Source organism: Zavarzinella sp. (genome assembly GCA_041399155.1).
In the GTDB taxonomy this organism is placed as follows: domain Bacteria; phylum Planctomycetota; class Planctomycetia; order Gemmatales; family Gemmataceae; genus JAWKTI01.
Window position 1 is genome coordinate 1,097,761 of the sequence record JAWKTI010000001.1, and the last position, 18,146, is coordinate 1,115,906.

Annotated in this window: 12 protein-coding genes; 4 read left to right on the top strand and 8 right to left on the bottom strand. The window is 47.0% G+C overall.

What is annotated here, in order from left to right:
• Positions 1 to 19 precede the first annotated feature (19 nt).
• On the bottom strand, positions 20 to 1,489 hold the full coding sequence (locus tag R3B84_04640; GenBank protein MEZ6139841.1) for a Gfo/Idh/MocA family oxidoreductase: 1,470 nt from the start codon (positions 1,487 to 1,489) through the stop codon (positions 20 to 22).
• A gap of 110 nt (positions 1,490 to 1,599) precedes the next feature.
• Between R3B84_04640 and R3B84_04645 the strand changes: the two genes are divergently transcribed.
• The 3 genes from R3B84_04645 to R3B84_04655 all read left to right on the top strand — a co-directional run bounded on the left by R3B84_04645 (position 1,600) and on the right by R3B84_04655 (position 4,394).
• Positions 1,600 to 2,505: a nucleotidyltransferase domain-containing protein gene (locus tag R3B84_04645; GenBank protein MEZ6139842.1), complete on the top strand. Its 906-nt coding sequence runs from the start codon at positions 1,600 to 1,602 to the stop codon at positions 2,503 to 2,505.
• A 72-nt stretch (positions 2,506 to 2,577) separates the two neighbouring features.
• Positions 2,578 to 3,609, top strand: coding sequence for a zinc-binding alcohol dehydrogenase (locus R3B84_04650; protein MEZ6139843.1), 1,032 nt, complete (start codon positions 2,578 to 2,580; stop codon positions 3,607 to 3,609).
• Complete coding sequence (locus tag R3B84_04655; protein ID MEZ6139844.1) at positions 3,600 to 4,394, top strand: sulfite exporter TauE/SafE family protein; 795 nt, start codon at positions 3,600 to 3,602, stop codon at positions 4,392 to 4,394. The genes R3B84_04650 and R3B84_04655 overlap by 10 nt, the downstream gene beginning before the upstream one ends.
• 11 nt (positions 4,395 to 4,405) lie before the next feature.
• On the opposite strand, the gene R3B84_04660 is transcribed toward R3B84_04655, so the two are convergent.
• Positions 4,406 to 4,633, bottom strand: a complete 228-nt coding sequence (locus R3B84_04660) for a LapA family protein (protein ID MEZ6139845.1) — start codon at positions 4,631 to 4,633, stop codon at positions 4,406 to 4,408.
• Positions 4,634 to 5,215: 582 nt separating this feature from the next.
• Between R3B84_04660 and R3B84_04665 the strand changes: the two genes are divergently transcribed.
• A complete protein-coding gene (locus R3B84_04665; protein ID MEZ6139846.1) occupies positions 5,216 to 7,492 on the top strand; it encodes a SulP family inorganic anion transporter in 2,277 nt (758 codons plus the stop codon).
• Between the two features lie 17 nt (positions 7,493 to 7,509).
• Here R3B84_04665 and R3B84_04670 read toward each other — a convergent pair whose 3' ends face one another.
• The 6 genes from R3B84_04670 to pyrH form a co-directional block, all read right to left on the bottom strand.
• Complete coding sequence (locus R3B84_04670; GenBank protein ID MEZ6139847.1) at positions 7,510 to 10,902, bottom strand: hypothetical protein; 3,393 nt, start codon at positions 10,900 to 10,902, stop codon at positions 7,510 to 7,512.
• Positions 10,903 to 10,987: 85 nt separating this feature from the next.
• The gene (locus R3B84_04675; protein MEZ6139848.1) at positions 10,988 to 12,364 is read right to left on the bottom strand and encodes an alkaline phosphatase D family protein; all 1,377 of its coding nucleotides are present in this window, start codon (positions 12,362 to 12,364) and stop codon (positions 10,988 to 10,990) included.
• 100 nt (positions 12,365 to 12,464) lie between these two features.
• The gene (locus tag R3B84_04680) at positions 12,465 to 13,661 is read right to left on the bottom strand and encodes an iron-containing alcohol dehydrogenase (protein MEZ6139849.1); all 1,197 of its coding nucleotides are present in this window, start codon (positions 13,659 to 13,661) and stop codon (positions 12,465 to 12,467) included.
• Positions 13,662 to 13,671: 10 nt separating this feature from the next.
• On the bottom strand, positions 13,672 to 16,677 hold the full coding sequence (locus R3B84_04685) for a calcium-translocating P-type ATPase, PMCA-type (GenBank protein MEZ6139850.1): 3,006 nt from the start codon (positions 16,675 to 16,677) through the stop codon (positions 13,672 to 13,674).
• 77 nt (positions 16,678 to 16,754) lie between these two features.
• Positions 16,755 to 17,315, bottom strand: coding sequence for a ribosome recycling factor (gene frr / locus R3B84_04690; GenBank protein ID MEZ6139851.1), 561 nt, complete (start codon positions 17,313 to 17,315; stop codon positions 16,755 to 16,757).
• 27 nt (positions 17,316 to 17,342) lie between these two features.
• Positions 17,343 to 18,083, bottom strand: coding sequence for a UMP kinase (pyrH, locus tag R3B84_04695; protein MEZ6139852.1), 741 nt, complete (start codon positions 18,081 to 18,083; stop codon positions 17,343 to 17,345).
• Positions 18,084 to 18,146 lie beyond the last annotated feature (63 nt).

Consider the following 18,146-nt stretch of genomic DNA (forward strand, 5'->3'; position numbering starts at 1 on the left):
CTGATATTCTCACTAAATCTTAATCTTCTGCCAGCGACTGATAATCGGGTGGCATTAATCCTGCCCCACGTTGGTGCTGTTTGCTGGCAATATCCCAACGTTCTGCCCAGGAATTGTCCCCACCTGCGAGTTGGCGGTGCTCTGAATCCCAGAATACAGGCATTCCGGTGCGATAACTTCGCTCTGCCATGTGGGCAATCGTCACGGCTACTGCACCCAGTTCCGGTGGGCAAAGCGTGGCACTATTGCGACTTCGAATACAATCTATGAAGTTTTCCCACATCGAAAGGGAGTCGTTGTCATTCGGCTGATACATCTGACTGCGAGTGGGAGAGATTGGCTGTTCCAGCCGATTCGGTAACTTATTGCCCCGTAAGGGGTTATCTTCAAAAAGCTGCACATTTCCTTTGGTAAATTTGACTGTGCCCAGTCGCCCACGTACCACTTCTTCAGTGGGATAACTGCTGATTGTGGTTGCGGTAAACTGTAACTGATAGCCTTCTTCAAAATCCGCACATACCGTCACGAGATCCGGCACGGTGCGGCCATCGTGCTGCCAGAATAGTCCCCCACTTGTCATGACCCGTCTTGGCACTGTCAGTTTCCCGAGGCTAAGGAGTGGGGTGATTTTGGGAACCAGCCATTCGGTGAGCGGTCCACCAGAAAATTGCCGGTTACATCGCCATTGTGCAAATGTAGCCCGATTAAAGGGAAGGTTTTTTTCGCTATTCCCTTCAACGGTGGGACCCAGAAATCGCTGCCAGTCGACAGTTTTTGATGTCATTTCTTTGGCAATCCGATAGTATCGCCATTCCCCACGGATATCGTTGTGGAACATTCCTGTTTGCAGGTGAACCATCGGTCCGATGGCATGCTGGCTGATCCAGTTGCGGGCGATTTCCCATCCCGGGTCCGCCATCGACTGTACTCCCACAGCAACGATTCGTTGATAAAGATGTGCCGCATCCACGATCTGGAACGCTTCGGTCGCCGTGCGTGCCATAGGCCGTTCGATGAGCATATCTTTTCCCGCAGCCATCGCATCCAACGCCATCCGTGCGTGCCAGTGGTCTGGTGTGGCAATGACCACCAGGTCGACATCTTTCCGGTCTACGATTCGTCGATATTCTTTGGTGACTTTCGCTGTATCTTTGGGATTCAACCCGCACTTACGTGCAGATGGGTACAATCCCTGGGCGAAATTTCTGCGGGTTCGCTGGCCAGGGGGACTTTCCTGATAATACGTGTCTTCCAGGCCGTCCCAGACATCACATACAGCAACCGGCGATAGTCCGAGTTTTTTCAGTTTCAGGACAGCATTGATATGTGCTTGTGCTCGGCCACCGCAGCCCAGAAAGCCCACGCGGATCTGGTTATTGGCACCCACGACCCGTGCGTAACTTTCCGCAGCAAGCACCATCGCCGAACCAGCAGTCGCTGTTTGCTCCAGAAAACGTCGTCGATCTACCGAACCATCTGTTTCCGCCATAGGTTTTCCTTCATGCCCAGGTGGGAGATTTTCGGACAATTGAATGCCGTGCCCGAACTTTGGTTATCCTACCACTATCTTAGCAATGACGCAAATTACTGGTGGAAAGCATGGGTACAGTTCAACGATTGGCAGAAATGGGGATTGCCCACCCGCCGAAGTTCGTTCCGTTAAACATTCATTACGAAACGATGATGGGTTCAGTCGCGTACGGAGTTTCTGCAGATACAAGCGATACCGATATTTACGGCTTCTGCATCCCACCAAAAGACGAAATTTTCCCCCACCTGCGGGGCGAAATTATCGGGTTTGGGCATCAAAAATCGCGTTTCACCCAATATTCCGAGCACCATCTGCACGATCCAGGTGCGATGGGAGGGAAGGGCAGGCAGTATGACCTGACCATCTACAACATTGTTGATTTTTTCCAGTTGGTGATGAAAAACAACCCCAACATGGTGGATAGCCTGTTTACGGATGATACCTGTGTGCTGCACATTACCCGGATTGGCCAGATGGTGCGAGACGCACGGAAGTTGTTTCTGCACCGTGGCTGCTGGCATACCTTCAAAGGCTATGCTTATCAGCAACTGAAGAAAATGGCAGGACATGATCGCACCGGCAAACGGAAGGAAATGGTGGAAAAATATGGTTATGATCTCAAATTTGCTTACCACGTGGTGCGGTTGCTGAATGAAGTAGAGCAGATTCTGCTCGAAGGTGACTTGGATCTGCAACGCAATAATGAGCAGTTAAAATCGATCCGCCGCGGAGAATGGACCGAACCGGAAATCCGTAACTACTTTGCCAAAAAGGAGTTAGAGCTGGAATCGATCTATTTGAACAGCACCATCCCCCTGCTACCTGATGAGAGCCGCATTAAGCAATTGCTGCTGGATTGCCTCGAAGAACATTACGGCAGCCTGGAAAAGTGTATCATCAATCCGGATGAAGCAGTCGTGGCACTTCGGGAAGTTTCGGAAACAATAGAAAAATATCGGCACTTGCTCCATTGAAGTTGCCCCACCACCTTCCAATTCAAGGTTCTTCACTAAACTGTGAAGAACTCTCCAGACAGGGGCAAATGAATGATTGAAGCACGACAGGCGGTGTTGGTAGAACCGTACAAAGTTGAAATCAGAACAGTATCTCTTCCAGACCCCCAACCGAATCAGGTGCTGATCGAGTGTGAAGCCAGTGCCATCAGTGCGGGTACCGAATTAGCGGTATACACCGGTTCCCACCAATGGCTGAAAGACCCCAAAATGACCGATTGGAAGTTCCCTTTTCGGCCAGGCTACAGTGCGGCAGGCACCATCGTGGCGATGGGCAGCAATATTTCCGGGTGGAAAGTGGGCGACCGTGTCAGTTATCCGGGTAATCACGCCAGCCACGAATTAATGACAGTGGGGCACGAACGTGGTCGTTGGTGGAACATGCCAGCTCATCTTCCAGCAAGTAAAGCCGCTTTCGCCTGCATCTCCCGCTATGGATTTGGCGGGGTTCTGCGTGCGGGCATTACATTAGGTAGATCGGTTGCCGTGATGGGGCAGGGTATTATTGGCCAGTTCGCTCTCAGAAGTGCTCTTGCTGCGGGGTGTTACCCGGTGATCGGCATCGATAGCATTGCCATGCGTCGTGATGCGGCAATGCAGGCAGGTGCTACAGCAACGATCGACCCCACCACCCAAAATGTTCTTGAAGTAATACAAAGTTATACAAAAATGCGTGGGGCAGAGATTATCGTCGATGCCACAGGTATTCCAGATGCGATTCCGAAGGCGATGGCACTGGCGTGTGATGCTGGACAGGTGGTGGTGGTAGGCAGCCCACGGGGCAAGGCCGCCGAAGTCAACTTTTACGACGATCTCCATCGACGCTACATCGAAGTGCTTGGTGCACACGGAAATATGCTTTTCGAACCGTTCCACCACCGGCTTTCCGGTGCGTGGGACATCAATAAAGCGCAAACTTGGTTGCTGGCAGCACTTGCGTCGAATCGGCTCTCTTTGGAGGGCCTGGTGCGTCACACCATCACCCCAGAGCAGATTGGCGAAGCCTACGACGGTCTGCTGAACAACAAAGATGAATATCTGGGCGTGCTCGTTCAATGGAAATAATTGGTTTCATCGACGCCCACCCACTTCTGGTTTATATCACTTTGGGCATCAGTGCGTTTCTGGCGGGTGCGGTCAATTCGATCGCAGGTGGGGGGACGTTGCTGACATTTCCCGCACTCACAGCAGTGATTTCGGGAGTGCAGGCAAACGCCACCAGCACCGTAGCATTGTTTCCAGGCTCCGTTGCATCAGCAATCGGTTATAGATCAGAATTACACCACTGTAAGCGGCTGATTCGGCTGCTGATTCTGCCCAGCATCATCGGTGGTATCATCGGCTCGCTGTTGGTAACTGAATTTCCACCAGATGTCTTTGATCGACTGGTGCCCTGGCTGATTCTTTGTGCCGCACTGCTGTTTATGGTGCAGCCATTTTTCAAAAAATTCCTGAAAACCACCCCAAACGCAGATTTTTCTACCACCCGCGTGGTTCTGGTATTGTTGGGTCAATTGGCTATTTCGATTTATGGCGGCTACTTCGGTGCAGGAATCGGCATTTTGATGTTGAGCATTCTGCCTTTTATGGGCACAGGTAACATCCACCACACGAACGCAGCGAAGACGTTTCTGGCATCGCTGATCAACGCGGTAACAGTGGTCATTTTTATTGCCAAAGGCAAGGTGATCTGGCACCTGGCGTTACCGATGGTAATCTGTTCGATCATCGGTGGCTATGCGGGCGCTCGCATGGCCAGAAGGATTTCTCCCAACATCGTTCGCTATATCGTGATCGGCATTGGCATCAGCCTCTCAGCGTACTACATGTATGACCGGTTTGCGAAATAAGATGCCCCACCCTATCGTTTAATTGTCTGCTGGACTGTTTTGATCGAATTTCGGAAATATTTTAGAACAGTGTATCCAGTAATCATCCCTAACAGGTACGCACCGATAATTAGGAGCGGTAGGGGCATGCTGACCTGCACCACCAGCAGTTTCACTGAAATCTGCGAAAAATTCTGGAAACAGATAATCCCGATCAGCACCAGGATCAGAACAAAAACCACCACTGCAATATTTTTCATTTCGAGCTCAACGATATCCGTTAGGTAAGCAATTTCCAGTTCCTCCGCCGTCCACGGTGGAGTGATCGAAGGACTTGACAAATTGCAACTAACTGCCTAAAAGTATAGTTTGCGTAAATTTTGGCAATAAGATTAACCAGAAGCAAATGTTTAACTGGCTGCGAATCTGGCAATCACAAAATTCCTGCCACTGGACGTGGTTAACCACACTGTACACTCACTGGTTGGGATTTCTAGCAGCAATTTTCGTCGGGTTTGTCTTTGCGTCGTTTCAGGGAACAACCCAAACTGTTGAAGAAACGAACGAAGAATCTGAAAGCATCCATCAATCACGTCGACTCAATCAAACATTAACCGCAAAAACAGTTCCTGGCACTAGTTTCATTGCAACTAGGTTTCAAAGACAACCGATCACTTTCTGCTTCGCTACTTTTCAAATTCGATCTTCAAGAAAGTCTTCTTTGCATTTTCCACAATTTGTACCGATCCGCTGTTAACAAACTGCAGGAATTCCTGCTGCTGGTTACGTTGTAATCTCATAATTTTTGATAACCTTCTACCTCAATTAATGGATAGATAAAGATGTCTACGATTTCACAGTATTTCACACCAAAAGGGTTAGTGAAGGACTTTCTGGCAGGCATTATTGTTTTTCTGGTGGCATTGCCACTCTGTCTGGGCATTGCACTTGCTTCTAATGCCCCACTTTTTTCAGGATTGGTCGCCGGAATTGTTGGCGGTATCCTTGTTGGATTGCTCAGTGGATCACAAACCAGTGTAACTGGGCCTGCCGCTGGATTAACAGCAATTGTCGCTGCACAGATCACTAGCTTGGGATCGTTTAACACATTTTTACTGGCAGTATTTATTGCTGGCATTATTCAGATTGGCATGGGGATTGCAAAAGCAGGCATTCTATCCTCGTTTTTCCCGTCCAGTGTTATCAAAGGATTATTGGCTGCAATTGGCGTAATCCTGATCTTGAAACAACTCCCTTACCTGCTGGGCCATGACATGAAAAGCACTGAAGTAAGTGCCCCAAATATTATCATCGAAATGAAGCACATTTTCATTGGTGAAATTCACTTAGGCGCTCTTGTCGTCGGCTTGTTATCCATGGCGTTTCTGATTGTTTGGGACAAGATTAAAGTATTGAAGAAATCGCTCGTTCCAGCGCCACTATTGGTAGTTGTTTTTGGAGTGATCGTTTCCCAGATTTTTCGAACCTTGGGCGGAGATTGGGTGCTGTCCAATCCTGACCGATTTATGGTTCAGGTACCCGTTGCTGAAAACCCCATGCAGTTTTTGGGGTTTTTTACGATGCCAGATTTTAAGCAGTTGAGCAACGAGGCAGTTTATATTACTGCGATCACCATTGCAATCGTTGCTTCGTTAGAGACTCTGTTAAATCTGGAGGCGGTTGATCGTCTGGATAAAAAGCAGCGAACATCCCCTGCTAGCAGGGAACTGTTTGCGCAGGGGGTTGGGAACATGACATGTGGACTGATCGGAGGTCTGCCAGTTACATCAGTAATTATTCGTGGCTCGGTGAATATCAATGCTGGCTCAGAGACGAAACTTTCAGCGGTGATTCATGGTGTATTGCTGCTTGGATGTGTGATGTTGCTACCAGTTTATCTGAACTTTATCCCGCTTTCCTGCTTAGCGGCAATATTATTGATGACAGGTTTTAAACTGGTCAGTATCAATCTGATGAAACAGATGTGGAAAGATGGGTTCTATCAATTTTTCCCATTTATCATTACTTTACTGGCAATCGTTATTTCAGACTTACTGATCGGGATTGTTATTGGTCTGATTGTTAGTGTTTTCTTTGTTCTTAACAGCAATATGCGTCGCCCTATACGAAGATATGTTGAACGCCATGTTGGTGGAGATGTCCTGCACATCGAACTTGCAAATCAGGTCAGTTTCTTGAATCGAGCTGCACTGGAAAATGTCTTACGCTCTGCGAAACCAGGATCCCACATATTGTTAGATGGACGGAATACAGATTATATCGATCCGGATGTTTTGAGTTTGATCAAAGATTTCAAAGCAGAAACTGCGCCAATTTATAATATTCAGGTGAGTCTGAAAGGTTTTCGAGATAAGTATCAGTTACAGGATGAGATTCAGTATGTCGACTATACAACGAGAGAACTCCAGGAACAATTAACACCAGAAAAAGTTCTGCGTTACCTGATTGAAGGAAATAAGCGATTTCGGCTGGGTCGATCGCTTGAACGCGACTATAATCGACAAATCAATTCTACTGCTGCGAGGCAAAGTCCCATGGCAGTGATTTTAAGCTGTATTGATTCCCGTGCTCCTGTAGAACTGGTTTTTGATCTAGGTATTGGCGATGTTTTCAGTGCAAGAATTGCTGGCAATGTTACCAGTACGGGTTTAGTGGGTAGCATTGAATACGCTTGTGCAATTGCAGGAGCGAAACTGATCATGGTCATGGGTCATACGCGTTGTGGTGCTGTCGGAGCAGCAGTAGAGTATGTATGTAAAGAACGTACGATTGCCGAAGACACAGGTTGTCAACTGATTGATCCATTAATTCAAGAAATATCTCATTCAATCGATAGGCATGTGTGCAGTACAATTCATAAAAAAAATCCGTCTCAAATTCAGGATTATGCAAATGAAGTGGCAACAAAGAATGTGCGCCATTCGATCCAGCGTATCCTGGAAATGAGCATCAAACTAAAAGAATTGGTTAACGAAGGTAAGATTGCGATTGTTGGTGCAGTGTACGATGTTGCATCTGGGGAGATACATTATTTATTTGACCATTCTGTAGGTCTCAATTTAGATGATGTGAAAGCATTGACAGAAACAGTTTCTTAATTGAAAAGACGCCTGAGCTATCGCGCGTTTTGCAATCTGTATTGTCTGATCAATCCATCAGAATTGATCATTAACAATACCCCTGTCGGAAGGATAACCATTTTATCGATTCCAGATCCGGAAATGGAATTTAAAGGCTGGTAAGCTTGCTGGCCACTTTCAAGATCCAGAATGTTGATGGTGTTATTTTCATCAGTAACGGCTAGTGAGGTATCCATCAGAATGACTTTTGCGATTACATGTTTGCATTGCCAGGACCATATCTTTTCAGGATCATCCAATGAATAACACGAAACAGTTTTCTCATTCATAAAGATAAAAAATGCTGAACTACGTTCATTGAGAAAATGACCTGCGAATTCTTGACCAGCCCAGGGGCCTTTGCTCAGCTTTCCTGTATCCCAGCGAGCAATGGGTGCAAGTGATAAATCGTTGGCATTCCGAGATTCAATAACACCATTTTCGTACTGTAACTGCAAACAAGGGGTTTGTGTTGACAAATATACGGGGGGGACTTTTAAGGAACTGGAAAGGTTTAACTTCGATTTTAGTCGAAATGTTGATTTATTAGCTTCCCAACTCCAACAACTGATATCTGTGGCAGTTGTCGAAAGCAGATTCTCATCGCTTGCTGTCAAGATACATGTATGGTTGTTCTCGGAATTAGTGATTCGCCAGCGAGGTCCTTCGATCAATGTTTCATCATCGATTTTATTCCAGCGATACAAAAGACCATTAGCAAGTGGTATGATCCAGTTGTCTTGGTAGTATACTGCTCGTCCCGCTGGTGCCGCTGGTAGATCTATAATATTTGTAGTTAATTGATTCTGGTAAAGTGTTCTCCACAACACACGATGTTTGCTTGCATTTTGCTGATGGAGCAGCATTGATAACTTGTCTTCGCTACTATAAGCCACATCTCCCAATAATTCAAAGCCGTCTGCAAGTGCAGTCAACTCGCGGCTTGTTTGATAGATAGCAGGATTTGCCATCGATCGAAGATCAATTTCGTGTACACTTCCATGCAGATCAATCACTGCAATTCGATCTTTTTGAACGACCAGCTCTTGTAAACTCGGTGCTAATTGCCGCTGCCAGAGAAGTTGACCATTGCTGGTCAAATAGCATCCCGCGTAGACTGCTCCATCCCGCTGAGTTACAAGAAATACGCTTTCCTGGCGGCTCCCCGTCTGCACTCGTTGCAGGGGATCTCCGATCAAAGTATGATGCTCTGTTTTTAATAATTGCAGTCCATTATCAAAAGTCAAGCGATATTGCTGCTGGACTAAATGTCCATCTACCAGATACCATAGTCGCTCCGCATTCTGATTGACATAAGCACCTATTGGCATTTCAGTATCATGATAATTTTCCAGAGTTTTCAATAAATAGATTGCCCGATCCTGATTGCCAGGCATGTTCATTCCAAATAGTTGAACCTGGCCATGGTCTGTACAGACAAATAATGTTTCGCCATCAAATACCGGAGGTTCAGTTATCCAGCCCAAACATGGTATTTCATGAACTGGTACTGGTGGTACCCATTCTTCTAGGACTTTGTTCAGTGCATAGAATATCACTGTTGATGACGATAATCCACGAGAGAATGCTACTTGCAAATAACTCTGATCCCCTTTTTCATGTTTCCAATCAATCACAGTTGGTGGATGCAGGATTTGTCCTGAGTTATGTCCCGTGGTAATTGCTCCGACGAATACGGGCTTGATCGGTGCTACTTGGTCGTGATTGCGTCTTAAGTGAAACAGATAGATCGCATTTGCTTCCGCTGATACGATGAGTAAGGAAGCAGTTGGGTGAAGTGTCAGTCCAGTTCCAATTTTTCTGCCAACGCGTATCTTGCCTAAATGGTCTCCTGAAGACTGGTCGAATTGAAATACTGTTCCTTCATCATCCCCAAGTGGCACATAAAGAGTATTATTTTCCCAAGCAACTGCACATCCTGCTGGTTGAGTTGGGAGCACATGATGCCAAATCATTTCACCAGTATTTAACTGGTGCACAGTAAAGTGATATTTCCCGTTAAAGACACTATATAATGCAACGCGATCTGGCTCGGAACCGTTAGAGGTAATGATCAGATGTTCCGATAGTGCGTCGCGACCCACCTGTCTGTACCACAGTAAGCGGCCATTTGATTCATCGAATGCATAAAAGACTCCAGCTACAATTGTGGTAAAAATGGCTGCCTTCCCTTGTAAGACGCGTTGTTGCATCGTGTCGACATAGGGAGCAACTGCAATGACATTTTGCTGCGGATATGGCCATTTGGTTGCTGGCAAAGGGGGGATGATTTCAAGAAAATTCGCAGCTTGCTGAATTTGCTGTTCTGCCTGCTGAACAAGTCCCTGTGCAGCAGAATCAGTTTCCAGCCCTCGTGCTTTCAATACTTTACGAGCAGCAAAAATTTTCGCATCATCAGGCATTGCAAGCATCTGCCGCAGTTCATCCATTGTTTTCAGTCGATCTCGTGCAACCAGAATTTTTCGTTTCAAATCTGCTCGATCGATTGTCAATTGCTCAGGTGCCAATGCAGAGGTGGGTCGATAACGATCTAATTCCTGCAATAATTCATCAATTGTTTCAAGCCATTTTTCCGCCTGCTGCGGATCCTCAAGACGAAAGTCATCGTTAGCTTTCCCAAGCAAATCCTCAGTCAATTTGGTACCTGTTTGCCAGATATCCAGCCCAAACCGATCTGGTGTAGCCAGTGTGCGATAGCTGTCATTGGAAACAAATTGTCGAAATTTCCCCCACCTTTCGATGGCGTTTTGCGGTTCGTTGCGTGTAAGAACCGATCCTACAGTTGATCGTAGTCCGCATAATTCAGAAAAGAATTCTGCTTCAATTGTGCGAATATCGTTCGGATAAGTGGTTGCAAACAACTGAAATTGTCTTGCGGCATTTTCAAAATTTCCATCTTCATATGCTTTGGTTGCATCCTGCCATAGTCTTTCCGGTGCGAATTTCTGATAGCGTTGAAAAAAGTATCCTGCTGTACCCAGACCACCGAAAACTAACAACAACAGCAGAAAAAGGATCAATTTGCCTCCCCTACGTTTGCATGGAGGTTTCTTTGATGACACCACCGTTAAATTGGACTGGGAAATTGGTTGATCGTTTATCTGTTCCTGATTTAGACGAAAATCAACATCTTCACCCCATTCAATTTCTTCTGCAGGATGATTTGGAAGGTTTTCCTGCCACATTACTTCTTCAGGAGGATAATCTGCGGTTCCATTAGAAATGTTATTCGATGCATGCTGGGGTAGATTGATGTCAGCTACCAAAAACAGCTCGTCGCACTCAGGACAGCGGATCTGCTGTTCTAGTAAAGTATTTTCTACTTGAAAACGACTGAGACAGTGTGGGCATTCCGTTTGTACACGCAATGGATAGCTCCTGCAAACTATTGCGGTTATTTTAGCATAAGTGCGTAAATTTCGAATGCTTCTCGGAGTGGCTAATTCAGGGAAATTATTTCTTGAGAATTTCCAGTTGCTTTGCGTCAGTGATTACGATTTGAGCTTCCCCACGGAATGTGCTTACTTTGCCGGTTACTCGAATGATCTGATCTTGAAAGGTCGCTGTCGTGGCTTTTTCGTAAGTACCGGTGAAAGCTTCTTTCCCAAGCACGACTGCGAAATTCAGTTTGTCTCGAAAATCCTTTTCTGAGTTTAAAAACATTCTTGTTGCGGATTGTCCAGCAGATTGCACTTTCATTTCCACAACTACTTCCTGACCTACACTGGACCGGGCATCACGTGGGGAAATTGCTCCTTCTCCAGGTGTGTGTGGCAGTGGGTCTGCTTTTACAATAGTACCAGGCGGGACAAGCAAATCGATCTTGATCTTGTCTTTGACAGCAATTTCGCCGTCGACATCTCGCAATTGCATCGAAATCAGCCGGCTTTTCCAGTCGATCTCAATCAAGCCAAAATTGTCACCGTGCGGCATGCCGCCAACACGGAATTTGTTGGGTTCTGGTGCTCGCCAGACTTTACTGCCCTGATTCAGTCCACTTGATGTGAGATCATATAAAGGATATCCAATCAAGTCGTCCCGCATGGAAATGTCAGCCAGGTGCCGATCACCACTTAACAGTACGACGCCACGAGCTTTGGTTTTTACGATCAAATTATAAAGTCGTTGGCGTTCTTTCGGGATATTTGCCCATTTTTCGTAGGGATGTTCTTCGGATATTACCTGGATGCTCGATGAAATGATTCTAAGTTCCGCAGGCTTCTGCAATTGTTCCTCCAGCCATTTCCATTGCTCTTCACCTAACATGGTCGCTTCGGGTGCCGTGTTGGGAATGTAAGGTTCAACTCTGCTACCTGGTAGTCTGGGACCTTTTTCCAGATTGCTTCGGAAATAGCGACAATCCAGCATGATGAACTGGACACGCTGATTTTCTGGCCCGACGATTTTTGCAGTATAAATCCCACGCTGCTTTCGCACAGGATCGTCTTTTGCAACACCGAAGAAGTCCAGAAATAATTCCTGTGATTCTTCACGTTTTGGATAGTCTTCACCTGCATCGTCCCGGCCCAGGTCATGGTCGTCCCATGTTGCCAGAATTGGGCAAGTCGCTTTCAATTTCTTCCATTGATCCGTGTCTGCCAGTTTATCGTATTTGGACTTCATCACCGCCATATCTGTGGTGTCAGCATAAATGTTATCCCCTAACGCAAGATAGATTTCTGGTTTTAATTCCACCATGCGATCAAAAATTGGCAGCGGGCGGTCCTGGCTGGCACATGAGCCGAACGCAATTCGGGAAATTGGCTGATCTTCGGCTGCTGCAGGGAATATCGCTAGAGTACATAGCAAAAGACATGTTACAATTTTCATGAAGTGTTCTCATTTCATAATCAACCTGTTATTTTTGATAGCCAGAACGGCTTGCTGATTCCAGGTCCACTTCGAATCTTCACGTATCGTGGCCAGCGGATTACCAGGCTGCTTGATAGATCTGCTCTATTTCAGCCACTGTCGGGAACTGTGGATTAACCCGCATCAGACGTGTAAAAGAGTGGGCTTTGACAGCAAATTCTGCTAATTGACTCTGTTTCACCCCCAAGTCACGCAGCCGTTCCGGGATATCAATTGCTTTACGCAGCTCTCTGACTGCATCGATGGCCCTGAGTGCTGCGGACACACCGTCTTTGCCCACACCAGAGACACCCATCAATCCAGCAATTTTTTGAAAGGCTTGTTGACGGACAGGCAGGTTGTATTGCATGATGTAGGGGAGCAATAATCCGTTTCCAGCACCATGGGAGACATGAACTGCTGCCCCAACAGGGTATTCCATGGCGTGCACCAATGCGACACCCGCATTCGAAAAAGCCAGCCCACCCATTGTAGCTGCCAGTGCCATCCCTTCGCGAGCTTCTGCATCATTTGGGTCACGATATGCACGCACCAGATAATGGCTGACAAGATGAATCGTTTTTTCTGCATACATATCTGCAATAGGATTTTTTCCCTGATAAGTTGATCGTTCATTCGGGGGAAGTGGGTAATCAGCATTATCGATGGCAGTATATGCTTCGATGGCGTGCGTCAGAGCGTCAATACCGCTATCTGCGGTTACTTTGGGGGGGCAACTGTACGTCAGCAGGGGATCGACAATTGCAATTTTTGGTCGCAGATATGGGCTGAGACAACTGACTTTCAGCTGACGCTCCGTATCCGTAAACACCGCTGCCTGCGATACTTCGCTTCCGGTGCCTGCTGTTGTAGGAATCGCGATTAATGGTACGATTGGCCCTGGAACACGATGTTCCCCCACATAGTCACGTGGGTCGCCGCCATGCTGCAAAATGATTCCCACCAATTTGGTTGCGTCAATATTGCTGCCACCACCAAGCGCAATCAGCGCGTCCGGCTGTTCTTTTATGGCTAGTTCTGCCGCTTTCCTGACCATCGATAACGATGGTTCTGGTTCACTTTCCGTAAATGATAGTACTTTAGTACCCGTAGCACTGATTACCTTTTTGGACATCCCAATCTGTTCCAGGATCGGGTCGGTAATCAACATGATTTTGCGAATACCTAACTGCTGAATTACTTCGTTCAATTGCAACAGAGAGTTATTGCCAAAAATCAACTGTCCGGCACTGGCAAATTGATAAACAGTTCTCATGATGATCTTCCTATTTGCCAACCTTCATTCGAATCCTTCGCACAATTTCTCCGAAAAGCAAGACTGAACTGGCTGCCAATGTCAGTAACAACCAATCGAGCAGAGACAAAGGTTCCACGGAGAATATTTTGCCACCAAAACTGACGATCAGGATCTGGCCAATGACTGTGGCTCCCAGGATTCCGAGGAATACTTGATTCTTGAATAAGCCAACGAACCCGCTGACATCTGGTGTCAAAGAACGACAGTTGATCTCATTCCATACCTGGAACATCACATACAGAGTGAAAAAGAGGCTTACCTGTCGAATATTCAATGGATCGAAAGCCCAGCGATCCGGATTCGGCCCACTCCCTTCGCCAAGGAAGCCGGATTTCATTGCCAACAACATGGCCAGCATCACTACAAGGAAGAATCCTGCAGTACTGAGAATCCCAACAAACATTGAGCCGGTTACAATGCTTTCATCCCGCCGTTTCGGCTTCATTTTCATTAGCCCAGCACGTGGCGGTTCGGAGCAGAGTGCGATTGCTGCGAAAGTGTCCATAATAACGTTAATCCAGAGCAATTGCAGCACTGTAAATGGCGGGGTAACACCAAGGAATGGGCCCAAAAATGCGATTAACAGAGCAGAGACATTGATCGTTAACTGGAACTGGATAAATCGCTGAATATTTTCGTATAGTGCACGGCCCCAGTGAACCGCTTTGACGATTGTTGCAAACGAGTCGTCCAGTAGTACAATTTTGCTGGCTTCTTTCGCCACTTCGGTTCCAGCGATCCCCATGGCAAGACCCACATCGGCCTTCTTCAAAGCAGGTGCATCATTCGTGCCATCGCCAGTAACAGCAACCACTTCTTTCTGTTCCTGCAGCAATCGAACCATCCGGTATTTGTCGAGCGGTCTTGCACGTGCCAGAATCCGGATTTGCCCCAGTTTTGCTGTCACTTCTTCGTCCGTCATCTGGTTGAATTCGGTTGAAGTGATTGAGATCGTACCTTCCTGATCTAATAGGCCGATATCTTTGCCAATGGCGTTGGCGGTTTCAATATTATCGCCAGTGATCATGATGACATTGATGCCTGCCCCCCGACATTCATCAATGGATCGTCGGACGTCCGGACGCAGTGGGTCGCGGATTGCAACAAAACCATCAAAAATTAGGTTTGTTTCCAGCTTTTCCCGCTGTTCGTGGAGAGTATCCTGATCGGCGGGCGTTCCCACTTCCAGCGGTCGGTGGGCGAATGCCAGTGTCCGCATCGCTTTGCCAGCAGCATCCTTTAATTGTTGTACAATCGTATTTTTGTCAGAGTCTGTTAGAGCTACTACGTTTCCACGCTCATCGGTGCGTTGCGTACATAATTCCAGAACCATTTCTGGTGCACCTTTGACAAGCAATACGGAATGATTGCCCACACCCACAACGGAACTCATCCGTTTGCGATCACTGGAAAAATGCAACTGGTAGAAAAGGGGGTGTTTTCTGCGTGTTTGCAGGTAATGCAAGTTAAATTCTGCAGCCCATTGCAGTAGTGAGCCTTCCGTAGAGTTACCAATAACCAGTGTCTTCTCGCTGGTGTGTTCCAGGTTGGCAGTGGAATTGACCATACTGTTGAACGCAATCCAATCGGTGGGAGACTGCAGACTTTCGGCGGGTTTTGGCCATTCATTGGAGCGATCGTATGTTGACAGGCCTACCCCCAGTCGGTCAACCAGCATTTTATTTTGGGTAAGGGTGCCGGTTTTGTCTGAACAGATCACGGTGGCACTGCCAATTGTTTCACAGGCAACGAGTTGTCTCACAAGACTGTTGGCGCGGGTCATTTTCCGCATCGCCATTGCCAGAGAAACTGTCACGCTGACTGGCAAACCTTCTGGCACCGCCACCACAATAATGATGACCATGTAGACAAAATAATCCAGCAGGTGGCCAATGCTGGTGCGTATCGCCTGTGCCTGCGAAATGCCATCGTGGGCAAAAAAGCGGATTTCATCGAGAACAAAAATCCCACGGAAGAGCAGGGCAACAAAAATTGCAATGGCGGCAATATAGCCCACCATGCTGATCTGTTGGGCAAGTTTGCTTAATTTTTGCTGCAGAGGGGTTTCTTCTTTCGATAGCGTCAGTTTCTGTTGAATTCGCTTTTCTTCCGTTTTTGTGGGATCTTCCGACTCGTCTTCATCTCCCGTATCCGCCGACAAACGCTTGGCAATCTGCCCGATCATCGTTTCATCGCCAACAGTTGCAACAACCATTGCCCCTGAACCATCAATCACCTGGGTACCGCGGTAGACACATGCAGCCTGATCAGGCCCTTCGACTGTTTCTTCTTCGCCGCCAACCAGTTTCCGAACTGGTTCTGATTCTCCAGTCATCAAAGATTGGTCAATCATCAATTCCGTAGAAAGTACGATTCGACCATCTGCGGGGATTTCGTCTCCCATTTCCAATTGAACAAGATCACCAGTAACCACCTCTTCCAGCGGGACAAGGTGGATTTCACCATCGCGGAACACTTTTGCTTTCAGCGTTTCTTTTTGCGAATTCAGGATTTCGAATTCCCGATCGCTTTTGTATTCACTGGCAAATGCAACTCCCGTGGCTAAAACCACAGCAATCATCACCGCAAGTCCTTCAAAGGATGGATGTTGCGTTGTCATGCTGATTCCCACCAGAATGATGGCAACCGCAAACATCAAAGAAGGTAGCCATTCCCGTAGCTTTAACGCAAACGCTAAAATGAAGGTTACCAGTACCAGGCCCAGGCCGATCCAGCCGTAAGGACCTTTGGCTTCAAACAGATCGACTACCGTTTTCAGCAGAGTTGCTCCCAGCAGAATTTTGATGATGGCATCATCAAACTTGCTTAGAAATTTGCGCCAAAGCGGTTCCTGTGGAAGTGGAGTCAGTCGATTGCTTCCAAACTGTTCTTTGCTGAGAGTTACTTGTTGGTTGTTCAGCCCCTGTTCCCGATGATTCGGGAACAATTGGGATAGTTCTTTGAGGGTGCGCATAAATATTATGAGAAAGCCAGTAATCTTTGAAGATTGTTAAAAATCAATCAGTCGTTAGTTTTTTGAGCGAGGAATGCTTAGCCTTCCTGAATTTCTTTCGTTTTGGCAGTAGCCACTTCATCAACTTTGCCTTCATACTGCTTCAAAACGTCTTGAATCTTGTCTTTGGTCTTTTTGGATTCGTCTTCGGAGATGATTTTGTCTTTCTCTGCCGTTTCAACAACCTTGTTGGAATCTCGTCGGATATTGCGGCAGGATACTTTTGCAGCTTCCGCTAATTCTTTTACTTTTTTGACCATTTTGGTGCGTTGCTCACCAGACATCGGTGGGATTTTCAGGCGAATCACCTTACCATCATTATCCGGTGCCAGCCCAAGGTCGCTGGAACGGATAGCCTTCTCGATATCCTTCAATGCTGCCACATCAAAAGGTTTAATCAGCAATTGTTGTGCTTCTGGTGCGGTCACTGCAGCAAGCTGTTTGATGGGGGTTTGCTGACCATAGTATTCCACTCGCAGTGCATCCAGCAGTGCGGGAGAAGCTCGTCCAGTTCGCAGGCCTTTCAATTCGTTTTTCAGCACATCGAGTGCCTTATCCATCCGGTCCCTTGCATCTTTCAACGCTTGTTCGGTATTCATGGTTCATCCTTTCCACGTTTTGGTTGATTATTTCGTCGAAACAAGTGTACCCACTTGCTGGCCAGTGACGGCGCGTTCAATATTACCTGGGCGTTTGAAATTAAATACCAGGATTGGAACATCCTTTTCGGAGCAGGTGGAAAATGCCTGAGCATCCATCACCTTCAATCTCTGTTCGATCACTTCACTAAAAGTCAGGCGTGGGTAGAAAATAGCGTGGGGATTTTTTTCAGGATCTTCTGAATAAATCCCGTCGACTTTTGTGGCTTTCAGCACAATATCGCATTCCAATTCCACCGCACGCAGGGCAGCTGCGGTATCAGTGGTGACACCCGTATTGCCTGTCCCACCAGCAAGGATTACTACCCGTTTCTTAAACAGGTGGCGTAAGGCCCGTCGCCGAACAAAGTACTCTGCTACGTTATCTACACGCAGGGAGGTTAATAAGCGGGTTTCAACGCCGTTTTTTTCCAGAACTTCCTGCAGTGCCATCCCGTTCATGATCGTGGCTAACATTCCCATATAGTCAGCGGTGGGGTGGTCAATCAGATCGCCACGGGCGGAAAATTGTGCCCCACGTAAAATGTTGCCCCCACCTACTACAATAGCCAGTTCAACACCCATGTCGACAACGGTTTTCACCTGCTGGGCGATTGACATCGTTTCATCGAGACTGATGCCACTCTGGCCAGGAAACCCAAGTGCCTCCCCGCTCATCTTGAGGAGTACGCGCTTGTATTTCAGTTGTGGCTGGCTGGAGTCCGTCATTTGGCCCTGCGTGATGGTGTTTTCTCAAATTGTATGTAATGTGGCTGTATTGGCATCAAATCT

Coding starts and splice junctions, on each gene's coding strand:
- R3B84_04640 (MEZ6139841.1), bottom strand. CDS start 1,489: ATGGCGGAAACAGATGGTTCGGTAGATCGACGACGTTTTCTGGAGCAA.
- R3B84_04645 (MEZ6139842.1), top strand. CDS start 1,600: ATGGGTACAGTTCAACGATTGGCAGAAATGGGGATTGCCCACCCGCCG.
- R3B84_04650 (MEZ6139843.1), top strand. CDS start 2,578: ATGATTGAAGCACGACAGGCGGTGTTGGTAGAACCGTACAAAGTTGAA.
- R3B84_04655 (MEZ6139844.1), top strand. CDS start 3,600: ATGGAAATAATTGGTTTCATCGACGCCCACCCACTTCTGGTTTATATC.
- R3B84_04660 (MEZ6139845.1), bottom strand. CDS start 4,633: ATGAAAAATATTGCAGTGGTGGTTTTTGTTCTGATCCTGGTGCTGATC.
- R3B84_04665 (MEZ6139846.1), top strand. CDS start 5,216: ATGTCTACGATTTCACAGTATTTCACACCAAAAGGGTTAGTGAAGGAC.
- R3B84_04675 (MEZ6139848.1), bottom strand. CDS start 12,364: ATGAAAATTGTAACATGTCTTTTGCTATGTACTCTAGCGATATTCCCT.
- R3B84_04680 (MEZ6139849.1), bottom strand. CDS start 13,661: ATGAGAACTGTTTATCAATTTGCCAGTGCCGGACAGTTGATTTTTGGC.
- R3B84_04685 (MEZ6139850.1), bottom strand. CDS start 16,677: ATGCGCACCCTCAAAGAACTATCCCAATTGTTCCCGAATCATCGGGAA.
- frr (MEZ6139851.1), bottom strand. CDS start 17,315: ATGAATACCGAACAAGCGTTGAAAGATGCAAGGGACCGGATGGATAAG.
- pyrH (MEZ6139852.1), bottom strand. CDS start 18,083: ATGACGGACTCCAGCCAGCCACAACTGAAATACAAGCGCGTACTCCTC.